The 23,136-nt window shown below is 52.6% G+C and carries 18 protein-coding genes and 1 pseudogene; 9 read left to right on the top strand and 10 right to left on the bottom strand.

The window, feature by feature from the left end; all coding sequences use genetic code 11:
• From iscB to GEI7105_RS0115240, 3 genes are all read right to left on the bottom strand, one after another.
• The coding region (gene iscB, locus GEI7105_RS0115250; RefSeq protein WP_017661308.1) for an RNA-guided endonuclease IscB at positions 1-725 on the bottom strand (725 nt) is incomplete at its 3' end.
• A 207-nt stretch (positions 726-932) separates the two neighbouring features.
• Positions 933-1,151: a hypothetical protein gene (locus tag GEI7105_RS0115245; protein ID WP_017661307.1), complete on the bottom strand. Its 219-nt coding sequence runs from the start codon at positions 1,149-1,151 to the stop codon at positions 933-935.
• Positions 1,151-1,528 (bottom strand): GFA family protein, encoded by a 378-nt coding sequence (locus tag GEI7105_RS0115240; protein ID WP_026097690.1) that lies wholly within the window; start codon positions 1,526-1,528, stop codon positions 1,151-1,153. The genes GEI7105_RS0115245 and GEI7105_RS0115240 overlap by 1 nt, the downstream gene beginning before the upstream one ends.
• A gap of 58 nt (positions 1,529-1,586) precedes the next feature.
• Here GEI7105_RS0115240 and cutA point away from each other — a divergent pair, with 58 nt between their 5' ends.
• Positions 1,587-1,910, top strand: coding sequence for a divalent-cation tolerance protein CutA (gene cutA, locus GEI7105_RS0115235; RefSeq protein WP_017661305.1), 324 nt, complete (start codon positions 1,587-1,589; stop codon positions 1,908-1,910).
• On the opposite strand, the gene GEI7105_RS0115230 is transcribed toward cutA, so the two are convergent.
• Positions 1,907-2,986 (bottom strand): M23 family metallopeptidase, encoded by a 1,080-nt coding sequence (locus tag GEI7105_RS0115230; protein ID WP_017661304.1) that lies wholly within the window; start codon positions 2,984-2,986, stop codon positions 1,907-1,909. The two genes, cutA and GEI7105_RS0115230, sit on opposite strands and share 4 nt — an antisense overlap.
• 159 nt (positions 2,987-3,145) lie before the next feature.
• The gene (locus GEI7105_RS0115225; RefSeq protein ID WP_017661303.1) at positions 3,146-3,562 is read right to left on the bottom strand and encodes a hypothetical protein; all 417 of its coding nucleotides are present in this window, start codon (positions 3,560-3,562) and stop codon (positions 3,146-3,148) included.
• 892 nt (positions 3,563-4,454) lie between these two features.
• Here GEI7105_RS0115225 and GEI7105_RS0115215 point away from each other — a divergent pair.
• The 3 genes from GEI7105_RS0115215 to GEI7105_RS0115200 all read left to right on the top strand — a co-directional run bounded on the left by GEI7105_RS0115215 (position 4,455) and on the right by GEI7105_RS0115200 (position 7,434).
• On the top strand, positions 4,455-5,423 hold the full coding sequence (locus tag GEI7105_RS0115215) for a 3'(2'),5'-bisphosphate nucleotidase (RefSeq protein WP_017661301.1): 969 nt from the start codon (positions 4,455-4,457) through the stop codon (positions 5,421-5,423).
• 130 nt (positions 5,424-5,553) lie between these two features.
• A complete protein-coding gene (locus tag GEI7105_RS0115205) occupies positions 5,554-7,020 on the top strand; it encodes a hypothetical protein (RefSeq protein WP_017661300.1) in 1,467 nt (488 codons plus the stop codon).
• A 120-nt stretch (positions 7,021-7,140) separates the two neighbouring features.
• Positions 7,141-7,434, top strand: a complete 294-nt coding sequence (locus tag GEI7105_RS0115200; RefSeq protein WP_017661299.1) for a hypothetical protein — start codon at positions 7,141-7,143, stop codon at positions 7,432-7,434.
• 69 nt (positions 7,435-7,503) lie between these two features.
• Here GEI7105_RS0115200 and GEI7105_RS30760 read toward each other — a convergent pair whose 3' ends face one another.
• Both GEI7105_RS30760 and GEI7105_RS0115190 read right to left on the bottom strand, forming a co-directional pair.
• The gene (locus GEI7105_RS30760) at positions 7,504-9,462 is read right to left on the bottom strand and encodes a TolC family protein (RefSeq protein ID WP_083862396.1); all 1,959 of its coding nucleotides are present in this window, start codon (positions 9,460-9,462) and stop codon (positions 7,504-7,506) included.
• 191 nt (positions 9,463-9,653) lie between these two features.
• Positions 9,654-12,110 (bottom strand): CHAT domain-containing protein, encoded by a 2,457-nt coding sequence (locus GEI7105_RS0115190; protein ID WP_017661297.1) that lies wholly within the window; start codon positions 12,108-12,110, stop codon positions 9,654-9,656.
• Between the two features lie 290 nt (positions 12,111-12,400).
• Here GEI7105_RS0115190 and GEI7105_RS0115185 point away from each other — a divergent pair, with 290 nt between their 5' ends.
• Positions 12,401-13,774: a leucine-rich repeat domain-containing protein gene (locus tag GEI7105_RS0115185; RefSeq protein WP_051044200.1), complete on the top strand. Its 1,374-nt coding sequence runs from the start codon at positions 12,401-12,403 to the stop codon at positions 13,772-13,774.
• A gap of 58 nt (positions 13,775-13,832) precedes the next feature.
• Here the strand turns inward: GEI7105_RS0115185 and GEI7105_RS0115180 are convergent, their stop codons facing one another.
• Positions 13,833-15,257 carry a WGR domain-containing protein gene (locus GEI7105_RS0115180; RefSeq protein WP_017661295.1) on the bottom strand — a complete coding sequence of 475 codons (1,425 nt, stop codon included), beginning with the start codon at positions 15,255-15,257 and terminating at the stop codon, positions 13,833-13,835.
• Positions 15,258-15,486: 229 nt separating this feature from the next.
• On the opposite strand from GEI7105_RS0115180, the gene GEI7105_RS0115175 reads away from it, so the two are divergent.
• From GEI7105_RS0115175 to fldA, 4 genes and pseudogenes are all read left to right on the top strand, one after another.
• Entirely contained in the window at positions 15,487-16,515 is a 1,029-nt protein-coding gene (locus tag GEI7105_RS0115175; protein WP_026097688.1) for a chlorophyll a/b binding light-harvesting protein, read from the top strand.
• A gap of 88 nt (positions 16,516-16,603) precedes the next feature.
• Positions 16,604-17,608 (top strand): annotated as a pseudogene (locus GEI7105_RS0115170) (chlorophyll a/b binding light-harvesting protein); the annotation flags it as partial.
• Between the two features lie 9 nt (positions 17,609-17,617).
• Positions 17,618-18,106 carry a photosystem I reaction center subunit XI gene (locus GEI7105_RS41265; RefSeq protein ID WP_245555464.1) on the top strand — a complete coding sequence of 163 codons (489 nt, stop codon included), beginning with the start codon at positions 17,618-17,620 and terminating at the stop codon, positions 18,104-18,106.
• A gap of 558 nt (positions 18,107-18,664) precedes the next feature.
• Positions 18,665-19,177 carry a flavodoxin FldA gene (gene fldA / locus GEI7105_RS0115160; protein WP_017661291.1) on the top strand — a complete coding sequence of 171 codons (513 nt, stop codon included), beginning with the start codon at positions 18,665-18,667 and terminating at the stop codon, positions 19,175-19,177.
• Between the two features lie 366 nt (positions 19,178-19,543).
• On the opposite strand, the gene GEI7105_RS0115155 is transcribed toward fldA, so the two are convergent.
• Both GEI7105_RS0115155 and GEI7105_RS30755 read right to left on the bottom strand, forming a co-directional pair.
• Complete coding sequence (locus GEI7105_RS0115155; RefSeq protein WP_071592075.1) at positions 19,544-20,983, bottom strand: leucine-rich repeat domain-containing protein; 1,440 nt, start codon at positions 20,981-20,983, stop codon at positions 19,544-19,546.
• 126 nt (positions 20,984-21,109) lie between these two features.
• Positions 21,110-22,960 (bottom strand): leucine-rich repeat domain-containing protein, encoded by a 1,851-nt coding sequence (locus tag GEI7105_RS30755; RefSeq protein ID WP_245555420.1) that lies wholly within the window; start codon positions 22,958-22,960, stop codon positions 21,110-21,112.
• Positions 22,961-23,136: the final 176 nt, after the last annotated feature.

The raw sequence follows: 23,136 nt of genomic DNA, 5'->3' as shown, positions 1-23,136 counted from the left end.
CGAATATCTCGGTTTCCCTTAGCTTGGTTGCAAGTATGACAAGCCAGCGTTAGGTTAGAAACTCGGTCGCTCCCTCCCTGGGATTTGGGATGAATATGTTCGACCTCTAATGGTAGGTCTTCCGCGCCACAATAGATGCACTTCCGACCCCACTTTTGCAACACGTACTCGCGCACTTCATAGCCCAACAATTCGCCCTGCTGGTACTCAATACCACTCACTTCGGGGTTTTGGAGTTTTTGGGTATCGAACCGCACGAGTTCTTGAGAAATCGAGACGATCGGACAAAGTTTTCGCAAACGGTTCACCCAGGTCATCGTAGTTTCGACCCGATGGTTGAGAGACGGTGGAAGCCAACCCTTCGGACGAGTACGGTTAAGAAAGCGAGGCTTTCGGTAACGAGTTTTTCGATGGCGTCGGGAGCGTCGTAAAGCGCGACGCTTCTCTAAGTCGTTCTTAATTTGCTGTCCGCGATGGCTGAGTTCGGACACCCAAATGACTCGGTTTTCGGACAGGATAGCCAACCCAGTTGTTTTCGAGCCGGGATCGATTTTGAGTTGAGTTTCCGGAACGACACAATCTTTGGCTTCAATCTCGTGCAAGATAATGGTAAATGGATAGCGACGAAACACCGAAGCACGACCGGATTTCAGGAGCCGTCGCGCCTTGGCTGGATGGCATGGTGCTAGGGGGTTTTTGTCTTTGTCGAGAACGAAAATGTGCATAATACACAACTCCCAAAAGGGGTAACGTTTGCCTCGCCAAGGTTACGTCTCGGTACTCTCTGAAAAGCACTGCCTTAACCCGTTTAAAGCTGTTTAACTTTTCAGTTCTAGAGCGACAAGCTGGCAACGTACTCGTCGGTAGGAACTTAAACTCTCGGACGTAACGTAGTCTTCGGAAGACTTAGGCTGGTCAACTTGTGGGCTTTTTCAAGCCCCCGTCATAGCCAACAGGCTTGACGGCGGGTTGTTGACATCTAGTTTAGTAAGGTCGGTCGAGAGCGGTAACTTTTGCAAGAATTCTCTCCCGGAACGGACTGCGTTCTCGTCGATCCAGCGAATTCGCAGCGATAAACCCTGAAATTCGAGCTGTAAGATTGAATTCGTCCAGACACGCGATCGCACGGCCAACCCCTCGAAATGGGACATTACGTGTTTTGAATTTTCGCGACATTCTCTTCCCAATGCTTCCCATCGAAGGGTTCGATCGCAAACTCGGCTAAAACATCCCCATCCAGACACCGCAGATTCACATCGTAGCAATCGGGATGAGAGCGAGGGCGATAAAACGGGTGAATCCCACAAGTCTTACAAAACAGGTGTTTTGCCACTCCCGTATTGAACTGATACGTCGTCAACGCATCTTGACCCTTCAGCAGCGTAAACCGTTCTGGCGGAACGATGAGATGGAGAAATCCCTTCTTCGTACAAATCGAACAGTTGCAATCGATCGCTTTCAGGTCGTCCATCTCCACCCGAAACCGAACTGCACCGCAATGACACCCACCTTCGTAAACCTTCGTCATCTTCTAATCTCCTGACGTTTTAGGATATTCCCAGTGTCCTACAGATCCCGAACCTCTCATGGCTGACTACGGAATCGTTCTCGTTACCGCTTCTTCGGCCGACGAAGCCAAAGCGATCGCCAAAACCCTCGTCGAAGAACATCTCGCCGCCTGCGTGTCGCTGACTCCCGTGCGATCGATCTACACCTGGCAGGGTAACATCGAAGAGGACGAAGAATGGCAACTAGTTATCAAAACCGACTTAATGCAGTTCGATCGCCTCGCATCCCGAGTTTGCCAACTCCACCGCTACGACGTACCCGAAATTATCGCCGTTCCCATCGTCAACGGTTCCGCCGCCTATCTCGATTGGATCGGCAAACAATGCCAGTCTACCGACTAACGCACCTCGATTTCCCGATCCAATTCTGCGATAACCTCACCGTCGCGAATTAACCGATACTCTCCTCGCCAAGTCCCCGACAAAATCGGACGGTCGGCGGTGTCTCGTTTCCCCACGCCGTTGGCCCAAGTTTTCTGAGACGATTCGGCGGTTTGTTCGTAATCCGTGATGACGTTTCCTTGCGGATCGAGCAGTCGGAAATGTTCCACGTCTCCTTCGAGGAGTCCGTAGCCGTGAACCCAGAAGAAAATCAACGGGATGTCGCCAGACAAACTCGCATCTTTATAGTCTCCATCCCAGAGGCGATCGAGTGTAATCTGTTCGCTAGAAAACCCAGCTCTGAGAATTCCCGTCGGCTCGTACTCTAACGCATCTTCCCACAACGGACGGCGAGTGACGTTACATCCCGTTTCTTCAGAAACACCGACAAACGGATCGACGACTTCCCCTCGATTGCGTACCGTGATGTGAACGTGGGGAAACGTGGTTTTTCCAGAGAGTCCCACCTCTCCTAAAACGTCTCCTTGTTGCACCTGTTGTCCCGCTTCGACGGCGACGCTTCCTTGTTTGAGGTGACAGTATTGCGTTTCCCAACCGTCGCCGTGGTCGATAACCATTCCGTTCCCGCATTCTTTCCCCGCCTCTTCCACTTCGGCGATGTCTTCTGCTGTAGTCAGGCGGCGATCGCTCTCTCCATCTCGCAACCGCAACACCGTTCCATCTGCGGCGGCTAACACGGCGACGCCTTCTTCCATAATCGCCTCGTCGGAAATGGCGAAATCCGTTCCTTTATGACCGTCGTAAGTTTGGCGTCCGCAACCGAAATCGATCTCGCCAGAACTGGGATCGCGATCGACATAGAGCATCGTAAAACAGTCTTCTCCCAACGTGCAATCGATGGGAGGAATTAAGCGAACCCAATCGGAATCGGGCGATTCTACGGATTGGGAAACGGTATCGGAAACGGGGGGTTCGGTGGCGGTGGAAGTGGGTTCTTTGGAATTACAACTGCTCAACCCCCAGAGACTTCCGAGAAGTAGGAGGAGGGAGAGGGTGTGACGGGATAGGGGAATCATCGGTGAAATGCGATTTCAGCATTTTCTATTTTAGATCGATCGCTTTCGGTTTTTTGGGAATGGGACGTTCTCGATTTTTGGGAACTTTTTTGAGTTGGGTCTCGTCTCCTAAAAGATTGATTGAAATTCACCACAGAGACACAGAGAACACAGAGGGAGTTAGGGGTCGTTTTTTTGTCTTTCGGCTTGAATGCTGGATTCGATCGCATCGAGGGTTTTTACCGCCAACCGTTTCGCTTCGAGTCGAAATCCCCATTTCTGGATGTTGAACGCTGCCGCAAAGCCGACGACGGTGGCGATGAAATCGAGCGGTTGCGACGCAGAAATCCCCAGTAACAGACCCAATCCGCCGATTCCCCAGAAGGGAAGGGCGACGGTTTGACGTTGGGTTTCGACGAGCTTCGCCAAGAAGTTATTGGGAATGTCAGCTAAGATTTCTTCTCGCACTTTGGCTTGTTGCGGATAGGGTACGGCAAGACCGAATTTCGGACGAAGTTTTTCGATTTTACGAGCTTCGGTACTGTATTCCAAAACTTCGTCTTCTGCCATTGCAATTAGATGTTCTTTTTGTCCCATAAAGTTAAATGTTTTTTGTTTTAGAGAATGTTTGTTGAAACAACGATCTGGGTCAGCCTGAAATTATTTTAAGGCACGTTTTATGTGAATGCGATCGCATGAAATGCAACTTCGACCTCGATCGCTTTTTAATTATAGGGCAAAAAGTACTCGAATTTACGTCCGACACCGTAGATTGTATGCTAGTATGCTACGAGATTTCGTTTGACGATCTGCTTTGTTAATTATATAAGATCGCTATATCGCTCGATCCAATCTACCCCAGACTCATATTTTTTTCAAACGTTTTGACAAAAGTGATATGAACCCATCGAAAAATTATTTTTGTGTAAAAAATCCTAATTTTTAGAACTTTCGGAGCCATCGAGCGTCATCGCCGAGTATTGCAGAAAAACCCAGAATTTCACAACTTAATCTCGATATCAAAGCAGCCGTCGCACGAGAAGCAACGACTGCCCTCGAACATTTCTCCACATTTGGACTGAAAGAAAACCGTCGTTTTAGTCTCGCCTTCGATGCCGAAAACTCAAACACTACGGAATCCCAGGAGGTTAGAGGATGACAAGGAGAGGGAGAACAGGAGAACAGGGGAGAGAGGGAGATGGGGAGAAACTATCGACGATCGACTATCGACCCTTAGTGGTACAGAAAAGTCCTGAAACCCTTGTTAGAAAAGATATCGCCGTATTAAAGGGTTGCCCGCAAAATCCCAGATCGGTAAATGGCTGCCGGAGATCCCCGGCATCTCCAAGATGCCGGGGATCTAGTTCGACTTTAAATTCATATTTTATGTATTTTGTCAATCCCCGATCTCGAAAAGTTTTCTGCACCACTGAGACTATCGACCTCATCTTGGGCTAAGCTCGATACGATCTTGCTCGAGAGGTGTTCCATGTCTTACGAACGCGAAAAGGAAGTGGCCGTGCGAGCGGCGATCGCTGCCTCGAAACTCTGTCAGCGCGTGCGCCAGGATATCCCGACCGCGATGGAAAAACAGGATAAAAGTCCCGTGACCGTGGCCGACTACGGCTCGCAAGCGTTAGTCTGTAAAGCCTTGGCTGAAGCGTTTCCCGACGATTCTGTGGTTGGAGAGGAAGACGCCACCGCCCTTCGTCAAGCTGAGATGTCCGAAGCCTTGACAAAAGTAACGGGATATGTTAAAGAAATCGAAACCAATGCCACGGAAGAAGACGTTCTGACGTGGATCGATCGCGGTAACGGTAAAATTGCCCCGCGTTTCTGGACGCTCGATCCCATCGACGGCACGAAAGGCTTTCTCCGACAAGATCAGTACGCCGTCGCCTTGGCGTTGATCGACGAGGGAGAAGTCAAACTGGGGGTGTTAGCGTGTCCTGCCCTGGCTGTCGATACCCGAGATCCCGGCATCTTGTTCGTGGCCGTCCGTGGAGAAGGCGCGCAGATGATGCCTCTTGCGGGCGGCCAGGCCGAAGCGATCGCCGTGTGCGACGCCGACAACCGAGCGAACTTGCGCTTCGTCGAGAGCGTGGAGTCCAGCCACGGCAACCCCGCCCAGCAAGACGCCGTAGCCCGAGCGGTCGGTATCGTCACCCCGTCGCTACGGATGGACTCCCAAGCCAAATACGGAGCGGTCGCTTCGGGACAGGCGGCGTTGTACCTGCGGCTCCCCTCTCCCAAAACGCCCGATTATCGAGAAAATATTTGGGATCACGCCGCAGGAGCGATCGTCGTCGAAGAAGCTGGAGGACGCGTCAGCGACATGAATGGAAAACCGCTGGATTTCAGCCGCAATGTTAAGCTGAAAGAGAATCGCGGGGTTGTTGTCAGTAACGGCACGATTCACGATACTGTTCTCGAAGCCCTGAAAAGCATCGCCCAATAACTGCGATATTCTCGGAATTTCGACCGTCGGAATCTCAACTGTGGAAATTTCACCCGTCGGAACGACTCGGCTCGATCGAATTCCGGCGGTGACAGCGATCGCGACTCACCCGACTTTTGCTTAACCCGTGATGAACGAGGCCAGTCAAATCATCTACCCGACGTTTACCCTGTTTCTCTACGATTTACAAGAGGAATTGGGTCAAGATGCTGAAAAAATCCGTCGAAACCGCCATCGCTTTTGGCGAAAAATCGATGCTGGCCTCGATCGCGACTACGAGGAACTCGACGAGGGCGCTCACCGACGACTCGACGAACTCGCCACGCTCGAAAAACCCGAAGCCACTGCTGTCGAACTGTTTGCTGAGGCTCCCGCTGGCAAGCGATCGCTCGAGGGCGATCTCGACGGCTACCTTTACGCCCTGCAACTCGGCGACGCCTACGCCTTGCAAGTGAACTACGCCGGAAAAGTTCGGGGACAAGGACAACTGGATTTCGCGGCGAAATCCCTCGATCGCTTGCCGGAAATGCAACGGACGATGTTGTCGCTCCTCGATCGCGGAGGGGGCGATCGAAACGGCGGCGCGACGCTATCCCCCGAAAAACAGGGCAATATCGGTCAAACCTGGCTGCTCTGGGCGAAACTCCCCGGCAACCATCCCGAATCGTCTCAAGTCGCCCGAGCCTGTCGCCAACAGCTCGTTCCTGAAGGGCAGTGGGAAAAACCCCAATCGACTCGGGGACGCTTTGCCGGAGCGAACCTTTACGAAGTCTGGCAAGCGCCCCTAGATTGGGAACATCCCGGCCGCGAAAACCAACACTTACTGCTGCTGCTGTTTCCTCCCCGACAGACCCTCGACGGGGTGCGGCAAACGATGGAAACGCTTTACCCCTATCTGTTACGGTTGTGCTGCTACCGCAATAAAATTGTTTGGGCGTACTCCCGCAGTCGGGGTCTCAAACGCCAGTTAAAGACTGATTATATCGAAATCGAAACCATTGCCGCCGCTTTGGGGGCGCAACTGCGCGATCGCGACGGTTCGTCGGAGTTTTGCCCCCTCGTTTTCGATCGCTTGCGGGAAAAGCTCGTCGAAACCCTGGAACTTTCGGCTCGTTACGCCCGACACCTCAACGACCTCGACCACCAAGCTCGCACGATTCGGGCGAATTCGGCCAACTATACCCAACAGGTTAAAAAAATTGCCGAGCTAGACGCCGATAGCCAGCTCGACGTTCTCTCGGAATTCGCCGACGGACCGGCCGAGACCTATCGCCTGCAAATCGAAACCGATCTGGCACGATTTGCTGTCGGCTCGGAATTGTTACAAAACGTTATAAATACCCTCAACGGGGCGATCGATCTCCAGCAAGCAAACCCCATTGGTGGAGAATCGGAGCGGCTCGGGCGCAACGTCACGACCGCCTTCGTTTCTGTGGGAGTGGGAATGGCCACGACTCAAGCAACGAGCCTCGCTTGGGCAACGCAGTCACTCAAGGCAGATAAAACGAACGTTTCGCCCTTTTTCGGACTCTTACTGAGCCTGCTTACTGGGCTTGTCGGGGGCGCGATCGCTTGGAAACTCTGTCGGTCTCGATAACGGCGATCGATGTCATATCAATAAATTCAATTGCTTAAAATATCCTATCAGACTGACATATTGGTTCCTCAAACGTTACAATCGATTTTTGTAACTTCTATCTTTTAACCGTTTTCTGGCATGGCAGACACGATCGCATCTTCTAACGACTTAACTAACCATCTGACAACGAACGAGTTGTCTGGCGACAGCCGTGTTAACGAGCTTCGCAATCTCGTTGAAAGCCTGCACATCGCCGACGAAATCGCCGAAAAAGGCTATCTCGTCAGCAGTTCCGAGCTGGCTGCACTCATCGACATTAACTCGAGTGCCGTGACCAGTCGCGGCGACCACTGGGTTTGGCGCAACTGGGTCGTCTCTCGAGTCCGGCGCGAAGGAAATCAAATTTTGTGGCAACTCGAGCGGGTCGATTGAGCCGCAACGATAAACTGTCCTCAAAGTTGAGAGCGAAGACTGAGAGCGTCAAACAACCGTTTCGCGCTTTCAGTCCTCTCGAACGTCTGACGCGTCTTCTGCTGCCTCGATCTCGATGTCTAAATCCCAGCGCTCGAGGGTCACACCTAACAATCGCTCGAGCGCTGTCTGTGCGTTTAGATAGGCGATCGCGGCATTGAGTTCCCGGTTTTCTGCGCTGACTAGCTCGTTTTCTAACGTTACGAGATCGAGCAGTCGAATGTTTCCTACCCCGAGTCGCAACTTTTCTCGCTCGTTTTCTAACTGTTCCTGTGCCAGTTCCCGCGCCCGTTGTGCCAGTTCCACCTGACGGAATTTCGCCTCGAGATCCCGCACGGCGTCGCGCAAATCGATACTCAAATCTTCTTTAACGTTATCGATCCGGTTTTTCAAGGTCTGTACTGCCGTTTCTTGTCGCGCCACCGCCACGTCTAAGCGATCGTCGCCGAAAAACGCTCGTCTCAACACCAACGCCGCTCGCCATTCCCCGTTCGTATCGCGGAATCCTTCTAACCCTTGGCGATATCGTGCGTCGAAATCTAACTGCCACCGTCGCGCGTCCTCGGCTAACAACAAATTGAGTTGGGTTCGTTCGAGTTGTAGTAGTAATTGTAAGTATTCGGGATTGCTCTGCAACGCGACGGCCACGAGGCGATCGAGCTGTAAGCGATCGCGATCGAACTCGGGAATCGACGGCGACTCAACGGCTGTCGGGATCGCTTCGCGATCGAGATCTAACACTTGTAACAAATCTAACTGCGCCTGACCCAACGCGTTTTGCGCTTCGACGACGCTCACTTCTCGGTTGGCCACCTGAGTTTGAGAGGTGACTAACTCGATCGGTGCCAAGCGTCCTCCTTCAATGAGCGCCTGCGTGACCTCGACTTGAGTTCTCGCGTTCTCGAGGGCGAATTGCTGAATTTCGAGGCTCTCCTGGGCTTGCAACAGCCGACGGTACGCGCCGATCGCCTGCGTTATCGTATCCATGAGCGTGGCTTTCAACGCCAAATAGGCCGAGCGATCCTCGAGACGGACGATGTCGATCGAGGCTCGGTTGACAGTGGTTCCCGCCCCCTGTAACAGCGGCTGAACGAACTGCACCTGTACGTCCTGATTCACCGTATCCACCTGGAAAAAATCGTTCCCCGTGGCGTCGAATCCCGGATCGCTTGACGATCCGATGCTGGCTTCGATCGAAGCCCCCGTGGGCAACCGAACCTCGACTCGCGCGTTCAACCGCAAAGCGTCGCGATTCGTCGAAGACTCTTCGAGCCAATTGCGATCGGCAGCGATCGTCACTTCCGGCGTAAAATCGGGAACGAATTTATCTTCTGCCGACGCAAGCTCCCGCAACGACAGCAACCGCTCGAGATAGGCGTTTTCAATGTCGCGGTTGTTCTGCAACGCCAACACCACCGCCTCGGATAGTTCGAGTTCGAGCCGTTCCCCCCGAACCTCTGGCAACGACCAGGTTTCGAGCGGCTCGGGCGGCGCAGTGGGAGACGGCGCAGTTGGAGGGGGAGCAGTTTCGGCATCTGAATCGTCAGAGGAACTGTCTGCGTTCTCGGCGATCGCGCCAGATTTCGACGTCGTTGGTGAAACGGGGAAGTCTGACGAGTGGGAGTTCGAGACAGGCGTGCGATCGCCCGTCGTCGGAGGAGAGGACGGTTCTTCTGATAACGCAACGTCCCTCGGCGCGGGAGGATGCCAAAACGGAACAGTCCGTTCCGAGGGAGTATCTTCGAGTTTGAATTGAGGGGTCGCCACGCGAAACGCTTGAGGGTCGATCTCCCGTCGAGGCGACGGCATCTCCCCCTTTGAAGACAGTATCGCCTTTGACAGTGTCGCCTTTGCCGAACCTTCCCTTATCTCACTTCTCGGCGCGAACCGCCATCCCAACAGCAGCGTACTGGAAGCACCCAACACCATCGAGCCGAGCGCGATCCAGCGAACTGTGGCTAAATCAAAAGAAGGTGGACGCTGTGACATTGAGTTGAGAATTGATAATTGACAATTGAGAGGGAACAGGGAACAGGGAACAGGGAACAGTCACCAGTCACCAGTCACCAGTCACCAGTCACCAGTCACCAGTGAAGACAGCAAACAGGTAACAGTTTCTCCCCCTCTCCCCCTCTCCCCCTCTCCCCCTCTCCCCCTCTCCCCCTCTCCCTCTCTCTCCCTCAAGACTCCAACGCCAGCACGTCCGACCAATCTCCGATCGCCTCTGGCGTCCACAGCCAATTCCGACTGAGGGCGCTCGGTTGAAATTGACTCGCATCTTGTTTGAGAACCAGTTGGCGTAATTGAATGGCTTTACGAACCAGATCGTCTCGTCGATCGGGGTTGACTGTTTCAGAAGCGCGAGCGAGAGATAACGCTAGACCGGCATAGACGTTCAACGTTAGGGTCTCTGAAGACATCCCCGCTAGGGTCGGTTCGTTGGTCATCGGGTTGCTATCGACTGTTTGCACGATTTCCAACCAAGTTTCGTAGGCGGCATCCCAATCTTCCTCTGCATAGTAAACGAAACCGAGGGCAGTACGGTACAGCAGAGAGTCGCGATCGCGTCGGACGGCGGCTTCCCACGACCGGCGAGCGTCGTCGAAACTGTAGTCTTCGTTTCCCGCTTGTACGAACTGCCACGCCAGACGACCTTTTAAAAACAAGATTTTGGGATCGTCGAGGCGCTCGGTGGGAACTTGTGCTAGGGCAGCTCGAGCTCCATCGAGGGCGTTGCGATCGCTCTTCAATAAAGCGGCGACTGCTTCGATGCCGGAGTCGAAGTTGCCTTCGGCGAATTCGGCCATCGCCAGACTGGTTAACTCTGGCGTCGGTAAGTCCTGCCACGCTTCTGGCGTACTCGGTGGCGAGGGGGCTTGGGGAACGACGACGATCGGCACGTTACCTCGAGATAAGTTGGAAGGGCTGCGACTGCGACTCCACCATACTCCAACACCCACGATGGCAACCAGAGCGATCGCGATCGCGTATCCGACTTTTTTTCCCCCGAGTGGGCGATCGCCGACTTGTTGAGGAGTCTGAGACTGGGGAAATGGCTTTTCTCGAGAGGGCGGAACCCGGTCTGAGGGAGCCAGCGATGTCGGCAACCCTCCATCCGATCGGCGATCGCTCGTCGAGGGAGAGGACGCGTCAGACGAGATCGACTTGGACGTGGACGCTGGGGAGTTGGTAGGTGTCGCAACGGAGGGCGGCTCGTCACCCGGCGGCGACTTCGCCAGTTCGCTAAAAATTTCTCCGACCAAGTCGGCGGCGTCGGCGTCGTCGGTCATATCTCCGTATGCGAGTTCGCCGAGTTCTCCTTCGAGGCGATCGTCGTCATCGGTCGCGTGACGGAGTAGAGGCGTTGTCAAATTGCTCGAGTCGGCAGAGCTGGGGTTTGGCAGGGTCGAGGCTGTATCCTGCGATCGCGCTGGCGACGGCCACACCGGAACCTCTTCGGCTGCGTTTTCAACGGGATTTTCAACGTGGGGCGCACTCGTCAAGTATCCGTCGAACTGCGGGTGAAGGTAAAAAATCGGTAACGCCCAGTACAACTGGTTCGAGCCGTAGGCAGAAATCAACCCCTGTCGCGCCCGACTCACGCTCAAGTCGATGGGACAGCCCCGCATCAGGTTGCGGTAAAACAGTCGTGTCAGGGTCAAGGCCACTTCGTCGGGAATGCGTTCGGCCATGGCTAAGACTGCCGGAATGCCCCGTTTGACCAAGGCGCTAGCTAGGTTGCGCTCTCCGGTCGCCCGCACGTGGGCCCCGCGACAGGAGTTAAACAGAACCATCTGAATGCCGTTGTTGGCGAGGAGTCCGGCTAAGTCGTCGCCGCTGAGGGTTTCGGTAACTCCGGTGTTGGGGTTGACGAGGTACACGCTCCCGCCGGACTCTCCTGAATTGCTGTGTCCGGCGTAGTGGAGGATTTGATAGTGTCCGTGTTCGAGGGCTTGGGTGAGTTGGCTGCGACTGGGTTGTTCTAGGATTTCGACTTCGGTTTGGAGGGGACTTTGGCCGGTGTCGGAGAGCCGCTTGAGTTCGGTTTGTAAGTCTTCGGCTTCCCGCGTCAGTTGCAGTTTGTCGCGATCGCTCGGGGCGGCCACGGCCATGAGGATTCGTAGGGGGCGATCGGGGGGAAGTTGTGGGGTAATGGCGGCGTTTCCCAGGGGTGAGCGCAGTTCTTTTCCGTTGGTTCCGGGGAGATAGCGGGAAAACAGGACGCTGGTTCCGGTGGCGAGGGGATAGTCGCCGTCGTGGAGGACTTCCCAGGGAAGGCTGGGGAGGCGCGTTCCTTTGAGTCCCAACCGCAGGCGCAGCGGTTCTTGGCGGTTTTGGGCGATGCCTTGTGCCATCATCCAGCTATCGCGCAAACTCCCTTGAAACAGGGCGTTGTAGAGCTGTTGTCCCAAGGTCACGAGGTCGGGGCGATCGCGATCGAGCGGGGTGGGAGATTTTCCTTGAAGCAGACCCGACAGCGGATCGCTCATCAGGTCTCTGGCTCGGCCGATCCAGCCATCGACCTGCCAAACGGCTTGTTCTTCAGCAAGCGGAACTCCCGGTGCGACGCGCTCGGTTCGCACGAGATATTCGTCTACCCCAACTGGCGTTACGGAAATCTGAAATTCCTGAGTCACGATCCTCGATCGGTCACACTGTTACTTTTATTGTAGTCGTGAGGTTGAGACGAGCGCGAATGGAGACGAGGTGCGATCGCTTGTTCGAGGTATTTTAACTGACGAAAATGCTTGACTTTTCTCGAAAATATGATAATAATTTTTTCTTTTGAAGAACATCCATTTAAGTCGAGAATATTGAATTCTCGACCTTTGAATCGTAAAAAATTTTACGATTAATTTTGTATTCAATTTATTTTTGAGTGCGATCGCTCCTTGGTTTGAAATGTGAGGAAGAGAGTAGAAGAACCATGCAGAAAATCTTAACCGTTGCTTGGCTGTCAGTATCAATGGCGATCGCCCTGGAGTCTTGCCAGTCGGGGAAACTGGCGCTAGGTCAAAGTGTTTCCCCCCGTTCCGAGTGGACGTTTGCCGATTGGTGCGAGAACCGAGAGAGTCTGACAAGTGAAGCCAGATATACTGTGGACGTGCTGTTGGAGGAAGCCGGGACGCGGGAGTGCGATCGGGCTGAGGAGAACCTGACCAATCTGACAAGACTTGAGCTTAACTTCAATCAAATCGTGGATGTCTCGCCGTTGGCGGGTTTGACTAATCTGACAAGGCTTGGGCTTGGTGGGAATCAAATTGCGGATGTCTCGCCGTTGGCGGGTTTGACTAATCTGACAAGGCTTGGGCTTCATGGGAATCAAATTGAGGATGTTTCGCCGTTGGCGGGTTTGACTAATCTGACAAGGCTTGAGCTTGGTGGGAATCAAATTGAGGATGTTTCGCCGTTGGCGGGTTTGACTAATCTGACAAGGCTTGAGCTTGGTGGGAATCAAATTGAGGATGTTTCGCCGTTGGCGGAATTGACCAATCTGACATCGCTTTGGCTTATTGAGAATCAAATCGTGGATATCGCGCCGTTAGCGGGGTTGACCAATCTGACATTGCTTAGGCTTGGTGAGAATCAAATCGTAGATATCGCGCCGTTAGCGGGGTTGACCAATCTGGAATGGCTTGTGCTTGATAAGAATCAAATTGCGGATATCTCGCCGTTGGCGGAGTTGACTAATCTGACAGAGCTTAGGCTCGATTGGAATCAAATCGTGGATATCGCGCCGTTGGCGGAGTTGACTAATCTGACAGAGCTTAGGCTCGATGGGAATCAAATCGTGGATATCGCGCCGCTGGCGGGGTTGACCAATCTGACAGAGCTTGTGCTTTATGAGAATCAAATCGTAGATATCGCGCCGTTGGCGGGGTTGACCAATCTCGAATGGCTTTGGCTTGGTGGGAATGAAATTGTGGAGGTCTCGCCGTTGGACGGGTTGACCAATCTGACAAGGCTTTGGCTTGGTAGGAATGAAATTGTGGAGGTCGCGCCGTTGGCGGAGTTGACCAATCTGACATCGCTTAAGCTTTATAAGAATCAAATCGAGGAGGTCGCGCCGTTGGCGGGGTTGACCAATCTGACAACGCTTAGGCTTGGTGGGAATCAAATTGAAGATGTTTCGCCGCTGGCGGGGTTGACCGATCTGGAATGGCTTTGGCTTGATGAGAATCAAATTGAGGAGGTCGCGCCGTTAGACCGTCTGACCAATTTGGCAGTCCTCGTACTCCGCGACAATCCGATCGGAAATCGCACCTGTCCCGTGCAGCCCGAAACCATCTGTCGTTTCTAACCCGAACAGTGCCGCCACGCCTGCGAACTCCATGCCCGAGATCGATCCGTGCGATCGCCTAATCGACTAATTTTTTAATCTCACCGTAGGCGCGATAAAACCCACTGCGAGAGGATTCGCGAATTTCACTGACGAGATATCGCACGCCTTCTTCGCGGATGTTGCGGGGAAACTGAACGTTCCAATCTTCTTGATAGCCGGGAGATTCCACGCGAACTCGCAATTTACCCCCTTCGCGAATGCAGCGAACGACGACCCCTTCTGTCACCTCTGATGTGGTTTCGAGGCGATCGGACACGGGAGTTCCCGAGGCTTGGGGCGCTTTCAGCGTCTCGGGTTGCGGTACGTTACCCGATCGCGCCGCTTCGATCGCGCTTTCGCTCACATCGAGACAAGCCAGATAGCCGCTGGTGGTAACGAGATAGAGGCGATCGCTACGCCATTGCATCGACAACGCCGAACCGCATCCCGTCCCCAACTTCCACAGTCGCGTTCCCGCGCGATCGAAACAATACACCGACGAGCTGTTATCCCCTGCAAAAATATACTTTCCGTCGGGCGCCGCCGCACAGGAATACACAGAGGCATCGCACTGACATTGTGCGCCTTCGTTCCCCTGTTTGCCAAACTCGTAAACGAGGCGGTTGGAGGTTCCGGCGTAGACGGTTTCGGCTTCTTGCCACCCAAACAATACGCTTCCTTGGGTGTCGCGATGCCACTGGACTCGTCCGGCTTCTAAGTCGTAGCAAGTGACGCCTTTCGTATGTCCGTGATAGACGCCGTGGCGATCGCAACGCACCATCCAACCGCATTTCCCCTGAGACAACCGCGTCCAGTGAAACTCGTCTTCGGGATGAAACAACGCTACTTGTCCGTTGGCGTCGGAGACGGCTAACAATCCGTCGTCAATATCTAACCAGAAAATATCCACATTTTCGTCAATTTCGTACGCCAAGCGCGGAATCTTACCCGACAAATCGTAAACGTTTCCGTCGTCGCACCCGGCATAAATCCAAACGTCATCGGCGACGAGACATTTCACCCCCTCGGGAAGTTGAAACTGATTGAGAACTTGTCCTTGAAAATCGAGGGCGAAAACTCGTCCGTCTTGGTTTCCCACCCAACAGGTGGACTCCCCGATAAAAATGCCAAACGCCGCAGCTCCCGAGTCGAACTTCCACAAAACCGGCGCCGATCGCGCGGTAGACTGGCTGCTGGTAGTTTGGCGGCGCGTGACGGGGCGCTTTTTGCGAACGCCCATGACGGCGCTTTCGTAGCCTTTACGAGTTTTTTCTTTGATTTTCTTCGCGGCGGCGGCTTTGGCTTTCTCGGGGGTGGGATAGTCGCTGGTTTGGGTGCGTCCGCTATCGCCAATGCGTCCGTAGCGGATGGTGACTTGCGTTCCTTCGACGGTGACTTCGTAAAACTTGTGCGAAACCCCTTGTTCTTCTGAGAGTTCCAGGTAGGTTTTGTCTTCAGCCACTATTTTTCCTCCAACGGTGTTCGGTGGGGCGATCGACGCAGCGAGATTCTGTCTCCCAATATAAGAGCGATATTGCTTCCCCCTTGTAACGTTCTGTAAAGCCGGGGAAGTCAGGGAAATCGGGGCGATCGCACTTTTTTATTGAAAGGTATTGTCAATAGATCGAAGGACGTGTTAAGCTCGTCCCCGAAAACTTATTGAATAGTATTCTCAATTAAAGGAGGCTTTCGTGACGACAGCTTCACCGACCTCGCGCGATCGCGTGGAAATTCCTTGGTGGGCGGGAAACGCCCGTCTCACCGACCTTTCCGGCAAACTCCTCGGCGCACACGTCGCCCAAGCCGGACTGATTGCATTCTGGGCGGGCGCAACGACGCTGTTCGAGTTATCTCGTTACAACCCCGATTTACCCATGTTCGACCAGGGGTTAATTTTGCTACCCCACCTCGCGGCAGAAGGTTGGGGAATCGGCACGAACGGTAACGTTGCCAGTACCTATCCCTACTTCGTTATCGGGGCGCTGCACCTGATTTCCTCGGCGTTTCTCGGTATTGGTGGCATTTACCACGCCTTACTCGGGCCCGATCGCCTCGAACGTCGCTTTTCTTTCTTCGGTTACGACTGGAAAGACGCGCGAAAAATGACGACAATCCTGGGAATTCACCTCACTCTCTTAGGAATCGGCGCGTTGCTGTTCGTGGCTAAAGCGACCTCCTTCGGCGGGCTGTACGATGCCGATCTCGCCACCGTGCGCCTCGTCAGCGATCCCACCCTCAACCCCGCCCGTATTTTCGGCTACCTCTTCGGGGCGGTGGGACAAAACTGGATTGCTGGCGTAGACAACCTCGAAGACATCGTCGGCGGACATATCTGGATTGCCGCAATCCTCATCTCTGGCGGACTCTGGCATATTTTCACCGAACCGTTCCCTTGGGCGAAGCGGCTGTTCGTTTGGTCGGGAGAAGCCTATTTGTCTTACAGTTTGGGGGCGATCGCACTGATGGGATTTATCGCCACCTACTACGTCGCCGTCAACACCACCGCCTACCCCGAAGCCTTCTACGGCGAGGCATTGCAGGTTAAATTCGGGCTGTTTCCCTACTTCGCCGATCCCGATCCCGAACGCCTCACCTCGAGAACTTGGCTGGCGAACGCTCACTTCTGGCTGTCGTTCTTCTTCCTGCAAGGTCACATTTGGCACGCTTTACGGGCGTCAGGATTCGATTTCCGCCAAGGAGTCAAAGCCGCCGACGCCTAAATTTTTTTAGACGCTAATTGCAAAAGAATCTCAGTTTTGTTGCTCCAATTTCTAATTTAATGAAAAAAATTCTCAAGGAGATACCGTCATGACTGCTGTGATTGCAGCGAATCCCCACAAAGATAAAATTCCCGATGTACCTTGGTGGGCGGGTAACGCGCGATTTGCCGACCTCTCGGGAAAGCTTCTCGGCGCTCACGTCGCCCACGCCGGTCTGATTACCCTCTGGGCTGGTGCGTTTACCCTCTTTGAAGTTTCCCGCTACACCCGAGACGTTCCCGTTTTCGAGCAAGGCTTTATTTTACTGCCTCATCTGGCCAGTTTGGGCATTGGCGTCGAGGCGGGTAGTGGAGCGATCGACACCTATCCGTACTTCGTCATCGGGGTGCTACACCTGATTTCCTCCGCCGTTTTGGGAGCCGGTGGCATTTACCACGCCCTTCTCGGGCCGGACGTACTGCCCCAAAACCGAACCTTTTCCGGCTTTTTCGGCTACGACTGGAAAGACGCCGACAAAATGACCAACATTCTCGGGATTCACCTGATTTTGTTAGGTCTCGGTGCCTGGTTGTTGGTGGCGAAAGCGCTGTTTTGGGGCGGCTTGTTCGACGCCTCCACGAACGCCGTCCGGGTTGTGGCGCATCCGACGCTGAATCCTTTGACGATTTTCGGTTATTTGTTCGGCGCATCTGGGTCGCAAGGGATGGCGGCGGTCGATAATCTCGAAGATTTGGTCGGCGGTCATATTTGGGTCGGTTTGCTCTGCATTGGCGGGGGAATTTGGCACAGTCTGACGAAGCCGTTCCCCTGGGCGAAACGGGTTCTGATTTATTCGGGGGAAGCGTACCTGTCCTACAGCTTGGGGGCGTTGTCCTACATGGGATTTTTGGCGGCGTACTTCGTCAGCGTCAATACGACGGCGTACCCAGAAGTGTTTTATGGACCGGCGGGATTGTTGGAAACGGAAACCGGCGTCGTGACGGCGCGGGGATGGCTGGCGACGTTCCATTTCGTGTTGGCGGTGTTGTTCCTGTTCGGGCATTTGTGGCACGCCATTCGCGCCCGAGGTGAAGCGTCGGGGTTTGACTTCAAAACCGGAAGTATGGTTGCGCCCTATGGGGGAAATCCCGAGGCGGGAAATTTATCGACCATCGTGAATCGTTCGGATGCAACGCTGACGTTTTTACGGAATTTGCCGATTTATCGTTCGGGGATTTCGCCGATTTCTCGCGGTTTGGAAATTGGCATGGCTCACGGCTATTTTTTGGTGGGGCCGTTTGCGGTGTTGAATCCGGTTCGGGAAACGGAAGCGGCTAATGTTGTCGGGTTGATGTCGGCGATCGCACTTTTGGCAATTTTAACCGTCGCCATGTCGAGTTACGGAACGGTGACGTTTTCTAAGAACGAGTCCCAAGGATCGGCGGTTGCGGCGGCGACAGTTCCGGCGATTCCGATCGCGTTGCAAAGTCGCGATGGCTGGAGTCAGTTTGTCGGTGGATTTCTTATCGGTGGCGTCGGCGGTGCGATCTTTGCTTATTTGCTGCTCGATCGCCTCAGTGCGGTTTTGATGTTAATGCAAAACGGTTTGTAAGTTTGCGTCGTGCGATCGCAGCAAAGGAGGTGATGTCTTATGTAACTTTCAATTTTTTTGACGCACGTAAAGGCTTAGTTTTGAACTGACATTGTTATCCTCTCTCAAGCCTGTGAACGAGTGCTTTTAGTTGTCACGTTCGGGTTTTCAAATACCAGGATCGAATTTATCGATCCTGGGTTTCTTTGTGTTTTTTTATTTAAAAAATAAATATTATAATTAATAAAAATTCTCGATTATTTAGTTGACAAAAATTCCTAAATTGATTAAAGTATAAACAGTAAAAACCTCTCGACGATATGACGATTCAACGTATCTTCCCGATTTCAGACAGCCTAAAATTTCGATAAAACCAATACTCGAAAAAAAGGCTCTCTCCACCGAATCGTCATATCACTTTTTTCTGAGCGATCGTAATTTCACAACTTAACCAAATTCCCTTTTCGAGATTTTAAAGCCAGGTGTTGGAATACCGTTGATTAAATCTTGGGGGTTTTAGGAAATTGCGATCGAATTTAACTCAAACTCAACCTCGAGCGCAGCTTAACCGAAAAAACTATGGCCAAAATTGGACTTTTTTACGGTTCGACAACAGGAAATACCGAAACCGCAGCCGAAGCCATTCAAGCCGAATTTGGAGGTGACGATGTCGTAGAACTCCAAAACATTGCCGATGCCGATCTCAGCGAACTTGAAGAATACGACTGTTTGATTCTCGGTTCTCCTACCTGGAATATTGGGGAACTTCAAAGCGACTGGGAAGGTTGTTTTGACGAGTTAGACGATCTAGATTTAAGCGGTAAGAAAGTCGCTTATTTCGGCGTCGGCGATCAAATCGGCTATGCTGACAACTTCCAAGATGCTATGGGAATTCTAGAAGAAAAAGTTTCCAGTCTTGGCGGACAAACTGTCGGACAATGGCCGGTTGACGGCTACGATTTCAGTGAGTCTAAAGCCGTTAAAAATGGTAAGTTTATCGGACTTGCATTAGACGACGACAATCAAGACGACCTCACCGAAGAACGGATTCAAAAGTGGGTCGTTCAACTCAAGTCTGAATTCGGCGTGTAGATGCCAGTTCAGTACCTCTTTTAAGATTTAAGCCATGTGATGTTCTCCTCTCTCCCCTCGTTCCGGGGGGAGTTTTTTTGTGAGGACTGATGCAGAAATTCAGTTTCGAGGGCAGATCTCCCGTCAGGTTAGGGTCAGAATGAGAAACCGAATTTTATCGAACGACTCTGTATAAGTTCCGATCGAGTGCATCTCAAAAACGTCAATTTATTAGATTGGGGTTTCCGTATGCGATCGATCGGTTGTGGAGTTTCGCGATCGTTCTCTCCAATCTACCCCAAACTCATCTCTGCGTACTTCACTGTCCTGCAAAGGGTTTTGATACTCCGACAAATTCTATGGGTCGGAGTTTGACAACTTTTCAGTTTAAAACCGACAGATGCTTTCGGGCTGCACGGGACAGGTGCGATGTTCGATCGGATTGTCGCGGAGGTCGAGGCTTTGCAAATTGGTCAGAGGGCTTAACGGCGAAACATCCTCGATTTGATTCTCATAAAGCCCAAGCTGTTTTAGATTAGTCAACCCGGACAACGGCGAGATCTGCACTATTCGATTGTCATTAAGCCGAAGCCATTCCAGATTGGTCAACCCGGCCAACGGCGAGATCTCCTTAATTTGATTTCCACTAAGCAAAAGATCTATCAGATTGGTCAACCCGGCCAACGGCGAAACATCCTCAATTTCATTGAATTCAAGGTTAAGCCCTCCCAAATTGGTCAAACTCGCCAACAGCGAGACATCCTCAATTTGATTCTCATCAAGCTCAAGCCCTGTCAGATTGGTCAAACCCGCCAACGGCGAGATCTCCTTAATTTGATTTCCACTAAGCCGAAGCCATTCCAGGTGAGTCAACCCCGCCAACGGCGAAACATCCTCAATTTCATTGAATCCAAGCTCAAGCCCTCTCAAATTGGTCAAACTCGCCAACAGCGAGACATCCTCAATTTGATTCCCACTAAGCCAAAGCCATTCCAGGTTAGTCAACCCCGCCAACGGCGAAACATCCGCAATTTCATTCTCACTAAGCGCAAGCCATTCCAGGTTAGTCAACCCCGCCAACGGCGAAACATCCACGATTTCATTCTCACTAAGCCAAAGCTCTGTCAAATTGGTCAACCCCGCCAACGGCGAAACATCCGCAATTTCATTCCCACTAAGCGCAAGCCGTTCCAGGTTAGTCAACCCCGCCAACGGCGAAACATCCGTAATTGGATTCCCACCAAGCCAAAGCCATTCCAGGTTAGTCAACCCGGCCAACGGCGAAACATCCACGATTTCATTCTCACTAAGCCAAAGCTCTGTCAAATTGGTCAACCCCGCCAACGGTGAGACATCCACGATTTCATTCCCACTAAGCGCAAGCTCTGTCAAATTGGTCAACCCCGCCAACGGTGAGACATCCACGATTTCATTCCCACTAAGCGCAAGCTCGGTCAGATGGGTCAACTCCGCCAAGGGTGAAACATCCACGATTTGATTGCTACTAAGCCCAAGCTCGGTCAGATTGGTCAACTCCGCCAACGGCGAGACATCCTCGATTTGATTCCCACTAAGCCAAAGCTCTGTCAGTTTGGTCAGGTTCTCCTCAGCCCGATCGCACTCCTGCGTTCTGGCTTTCTCCAACAGCACGTCTACAGTATGTCTGGCTTCGGTTGTCAGATTCTCTCGGTTTTCGCACCAATCAGCAAACGTCCAATCGGAACGGGGCGAAACGTTTTGGCTCAGTGCCAGTTTCCCTGACGGGAACGACTCCAGGGCGATCGACATTGATATTGACAGCCAAGCAACGGTTAAGATTTTCTGCATGGTTCTTCTACTCTCTTCCTCACATTTCAAACCAGGGAGCGATCGCGCAGTGGGTTAGAAATTTTGGGGGCGATCGCGCGGGTTAATCTCGGGCATAGAATTCGCGGGCGTGGCGACATTTTCGGGTTAGAAACGACAGATGCTTTCGGGCTGTACGGGGCAAGCGCGATGTTCGATCGGATTGTCGGCAAGTCCGAGGTTTTCCAACTTGGTTAGACTGTCTAATGGCGAAACATCCACGATTTGATTTCCACTAAGCCAAAGCTCTGTCAAATTGGTCAACCCCGCCAACGGAGCAACCTCCACAATTTGATTGAATTCAAGTCCAAGCTCTCTGAGATTGGTCAACCCCGCCAACGGTGAAACCTCCACAATTTGATTGAATTCAAGTCCAAGCCCTCTGAGATTGGTCAACCCGGCCAAGGGCGACACGTTCTCAATTTGATTTCCACTAAGCCAAAGCTCTCTGAGATTGGTCAACCCCACCAACGGTGAAACCTCCGCAATTTGATTGAATTCAAGTCCAAGCCCTCTGAGATTGGTCAACCCGGCCAAGGGCGACACATTCTCAATTTGATTTCCACTAAGCTCAAGCTCTCTGAGATTGGTTAACCCCGCCAACGGTGCGAGATCCTCGATTTTATTGTTCCAAAGGTAAAGCTCTCTGAGATTGGTCAACCCGGCCAACGGCGCGAGATCCTCAATTGGATTCCTATTCAGGTAAAGCTCTTCTAGACTAGTCAAACCCGCCAACGGCAAGAGATCCTCGATTGGATTCTCAAAAAGCCCAAGCCCTCTGAGATTGGCCAACCCGGCCAAGGGCGAAACATCTTCAATTTGATTCCTACCCAGCCCAAGCTCTCTGAGATTGGTCAACCCGGCCAGCGACGCGAGATCCTCGATTTGATTCCCATTCAGGTAAAGCTCTTCCAGATTCGCCAAACCCCCTAGCGGCGAGAGATCCTCGATTTGATTCACACTAAGCACAAGCTCTGTCAGATTGGTCAAACCCGCCAGCGGCGAAACCTCCTCGATTTGATTCTCATCGAGCGAAAGCCGTTCCAAATTGGTCAAACCCGCCAGCGGCGAAACCTCCTCGATTTGATTACTACTAAGCCGAAGCCGTTCCAAATTGGTCAACCCCGCCAACGGCGAAACCTCCACGATTTGATTATCCTCAAGCAAAAGCCGTTCCAAATTGGTCAACCCGGCCAACGGCGAAACCTCCTCGATTTGATTCTCCTCAAGCACAAGCCCTATCAGATTGGTCAACCCGGCCAACGGCGAGACATCTACGATTTGATTCCCATTGAGCCAAAGCGTTGTCAGATTAGTCAAATCCGCCAATGGCGAAACATCTGCAATTTGATTTCTCCTAAGCACAAGCTCTGTCAAATTGGTCAACCCGGCCAACGGCGAAACCTCCTCGATTTGATTCCCACCAAGCGCAAGCGATGTCAGATTGGTCAACCCGGCCAACGGCGAAACCTCCTCGATTTGATTCTCACTAAGCCAAAGCGTTGTCAGATTGGTCAACCCTGCTAACGATGAGATCTCCACGATCTGATTCACACTAAGCCAAAGCGTTGTCAGATTGGTCAACCCCGCTAACGATGAGACCTCCACGATTTGATTCCGATCGAGCCAAAGCGTTGTCAGATTGGTCAACCCTGCTAACGATGAGACCTCCACGATCTGATTCACACCGAGCTCAAGCGATGTCAGATGAGTCAAACCGGCCAACGGTGAAACATCCACGATTTGATTCCCATTAAGCTCAAGCGATGTCAGATGAGTCAAACCGGCCAACGGTGAAACATCCACGATTTGATTGAAGCTAAGCTCAAGCTTTCTTAGATTGGTCAACCCGGCCAACGGCGAAACATTCCTGATTCGAGCGAAGTTAAGCTCAAGCTCTGTCAGTTTAGTCAGGTTTTTCTCAGCCCGATCGCACTCTTGCGTTTCCGCTTTTTCCAACAGCACGTCTACAGTATGTCTGGCTTCGGTTGTCAGACGCTCTCGGTTTTCGCACCAATCGGCAAACGTCCAATCGGAACGGGGCGAAACACTTTGACTCAGCGCCAGTTTCCCCGACGGGAAGGACTCCAGGGCGATCGACATTGATATTGACAGCCAAGCAACGGTTAAGATTT

Origin of the sequence: Baaleninema simplex PCC 7105 (genome assembly GCF_000332355.1) — a bacterium.
Taxonomy (GTDB): domain Bacteria; phylum Cyanobacteriota; class Cyanobacteriia; order Cyanobacteriales; family Geitlerinemataceae; genus Baaleninema; species Baaleninema simplex.
The sequence above is the reverse complement of the archived record's forward strand: the minus strand, read 5'-3'. Positions and strand labels throughout refer to the sequence as shown.

Coding starts and splice junctions, on each gene's coding strand:
- GEI7105_RS0115155 (WP_071592075.1), bottom strand. CDS start 20,983: ATGCAGAAAATCTTAACCGTTGCTTGGCTGTCAATATCAATGTCGATC.
- GEI7105_RS41265 (WP_245555464.1), top strand. CDS start 17,618: ATGGTTGCGCCCTATGGGGGAAATCCCGAGGCGGGAAATTTATCGACC.
- GEI7105_RS0115240 (WP_026097690.1), bottom strand. CDS start 1,528: ATGACGAAGGTTTACGAAGGTGGGTGTCATTGCGGTGCAGTTCGGTTT.
- GEI7105_RS0115245 (WP_017661307.1), bottom strand. CDS start 1,151: ATGTCCCATTTCGAGGGGTTGGCCGTGCGATCGCGTGTCTGGACGAAT.
- GEI7105_RS0115205 (WP_017661300.1), top strand. CDS start 5,554: ATGAACGAGGCCAGTCAAATCATCTACCCGACGTTTACCCTGTTTCTC.
- fldA (WP_017661291.1), top strand. CDS start 18,665: ATGGCCAAAATTGGACTTTTTTACGGTTCGACAACAGGAAATACCGAA.
- GEI7105_RS0115185 (WP_051044200.1), top strand. CDS start 12,401: ATGCAGAAAATCTTAACCGTTGCTTGGCTGTCAGTATCAATGGCGATC.
- GEI7105_RS0115225 (WP_017661303.1), bottom strand. CDS start 3,562: ATGGGACAAAAAGAACATCTAATTGCAATGGCAGAAGACGAAGTTTTG.
- GEI7105_RS0115215 (WP_017661301.1), top strand. CDS start 4,455: ATGTCTTACGAACGCGAAAAGGAAGTGGCCGTGCGAGCGGCGATCGCT.
- GEI7105_RS30760 (WP_083862396.1), bottom strand. CDS start 9,462: ATGTCACAGCGTCCACCTTCTTTTGATTTAGCCACAGTTCGCTGGATC.
- cutA (WP_017661305.1), top strand. CDS start 1,587: ATGGCTGACTACGGAATCGTTCTCGTTACCGCTTCTTCGGCCGACGAA.
- GEI7105_RS0115200 (WP_017661299.1), top strand. CDS start 7,141: ATGGCAGACACGATCGCATCTTCTAACGACTTAACTAACCATCTGACA.
- GEI7105_RS0115230 (WP_017661304.1), bottom strand. CDS start 2,986: ATGATTCCCCTATCCCGTCACACCCTCTCCCTCCTCCTACTTCTCGGA.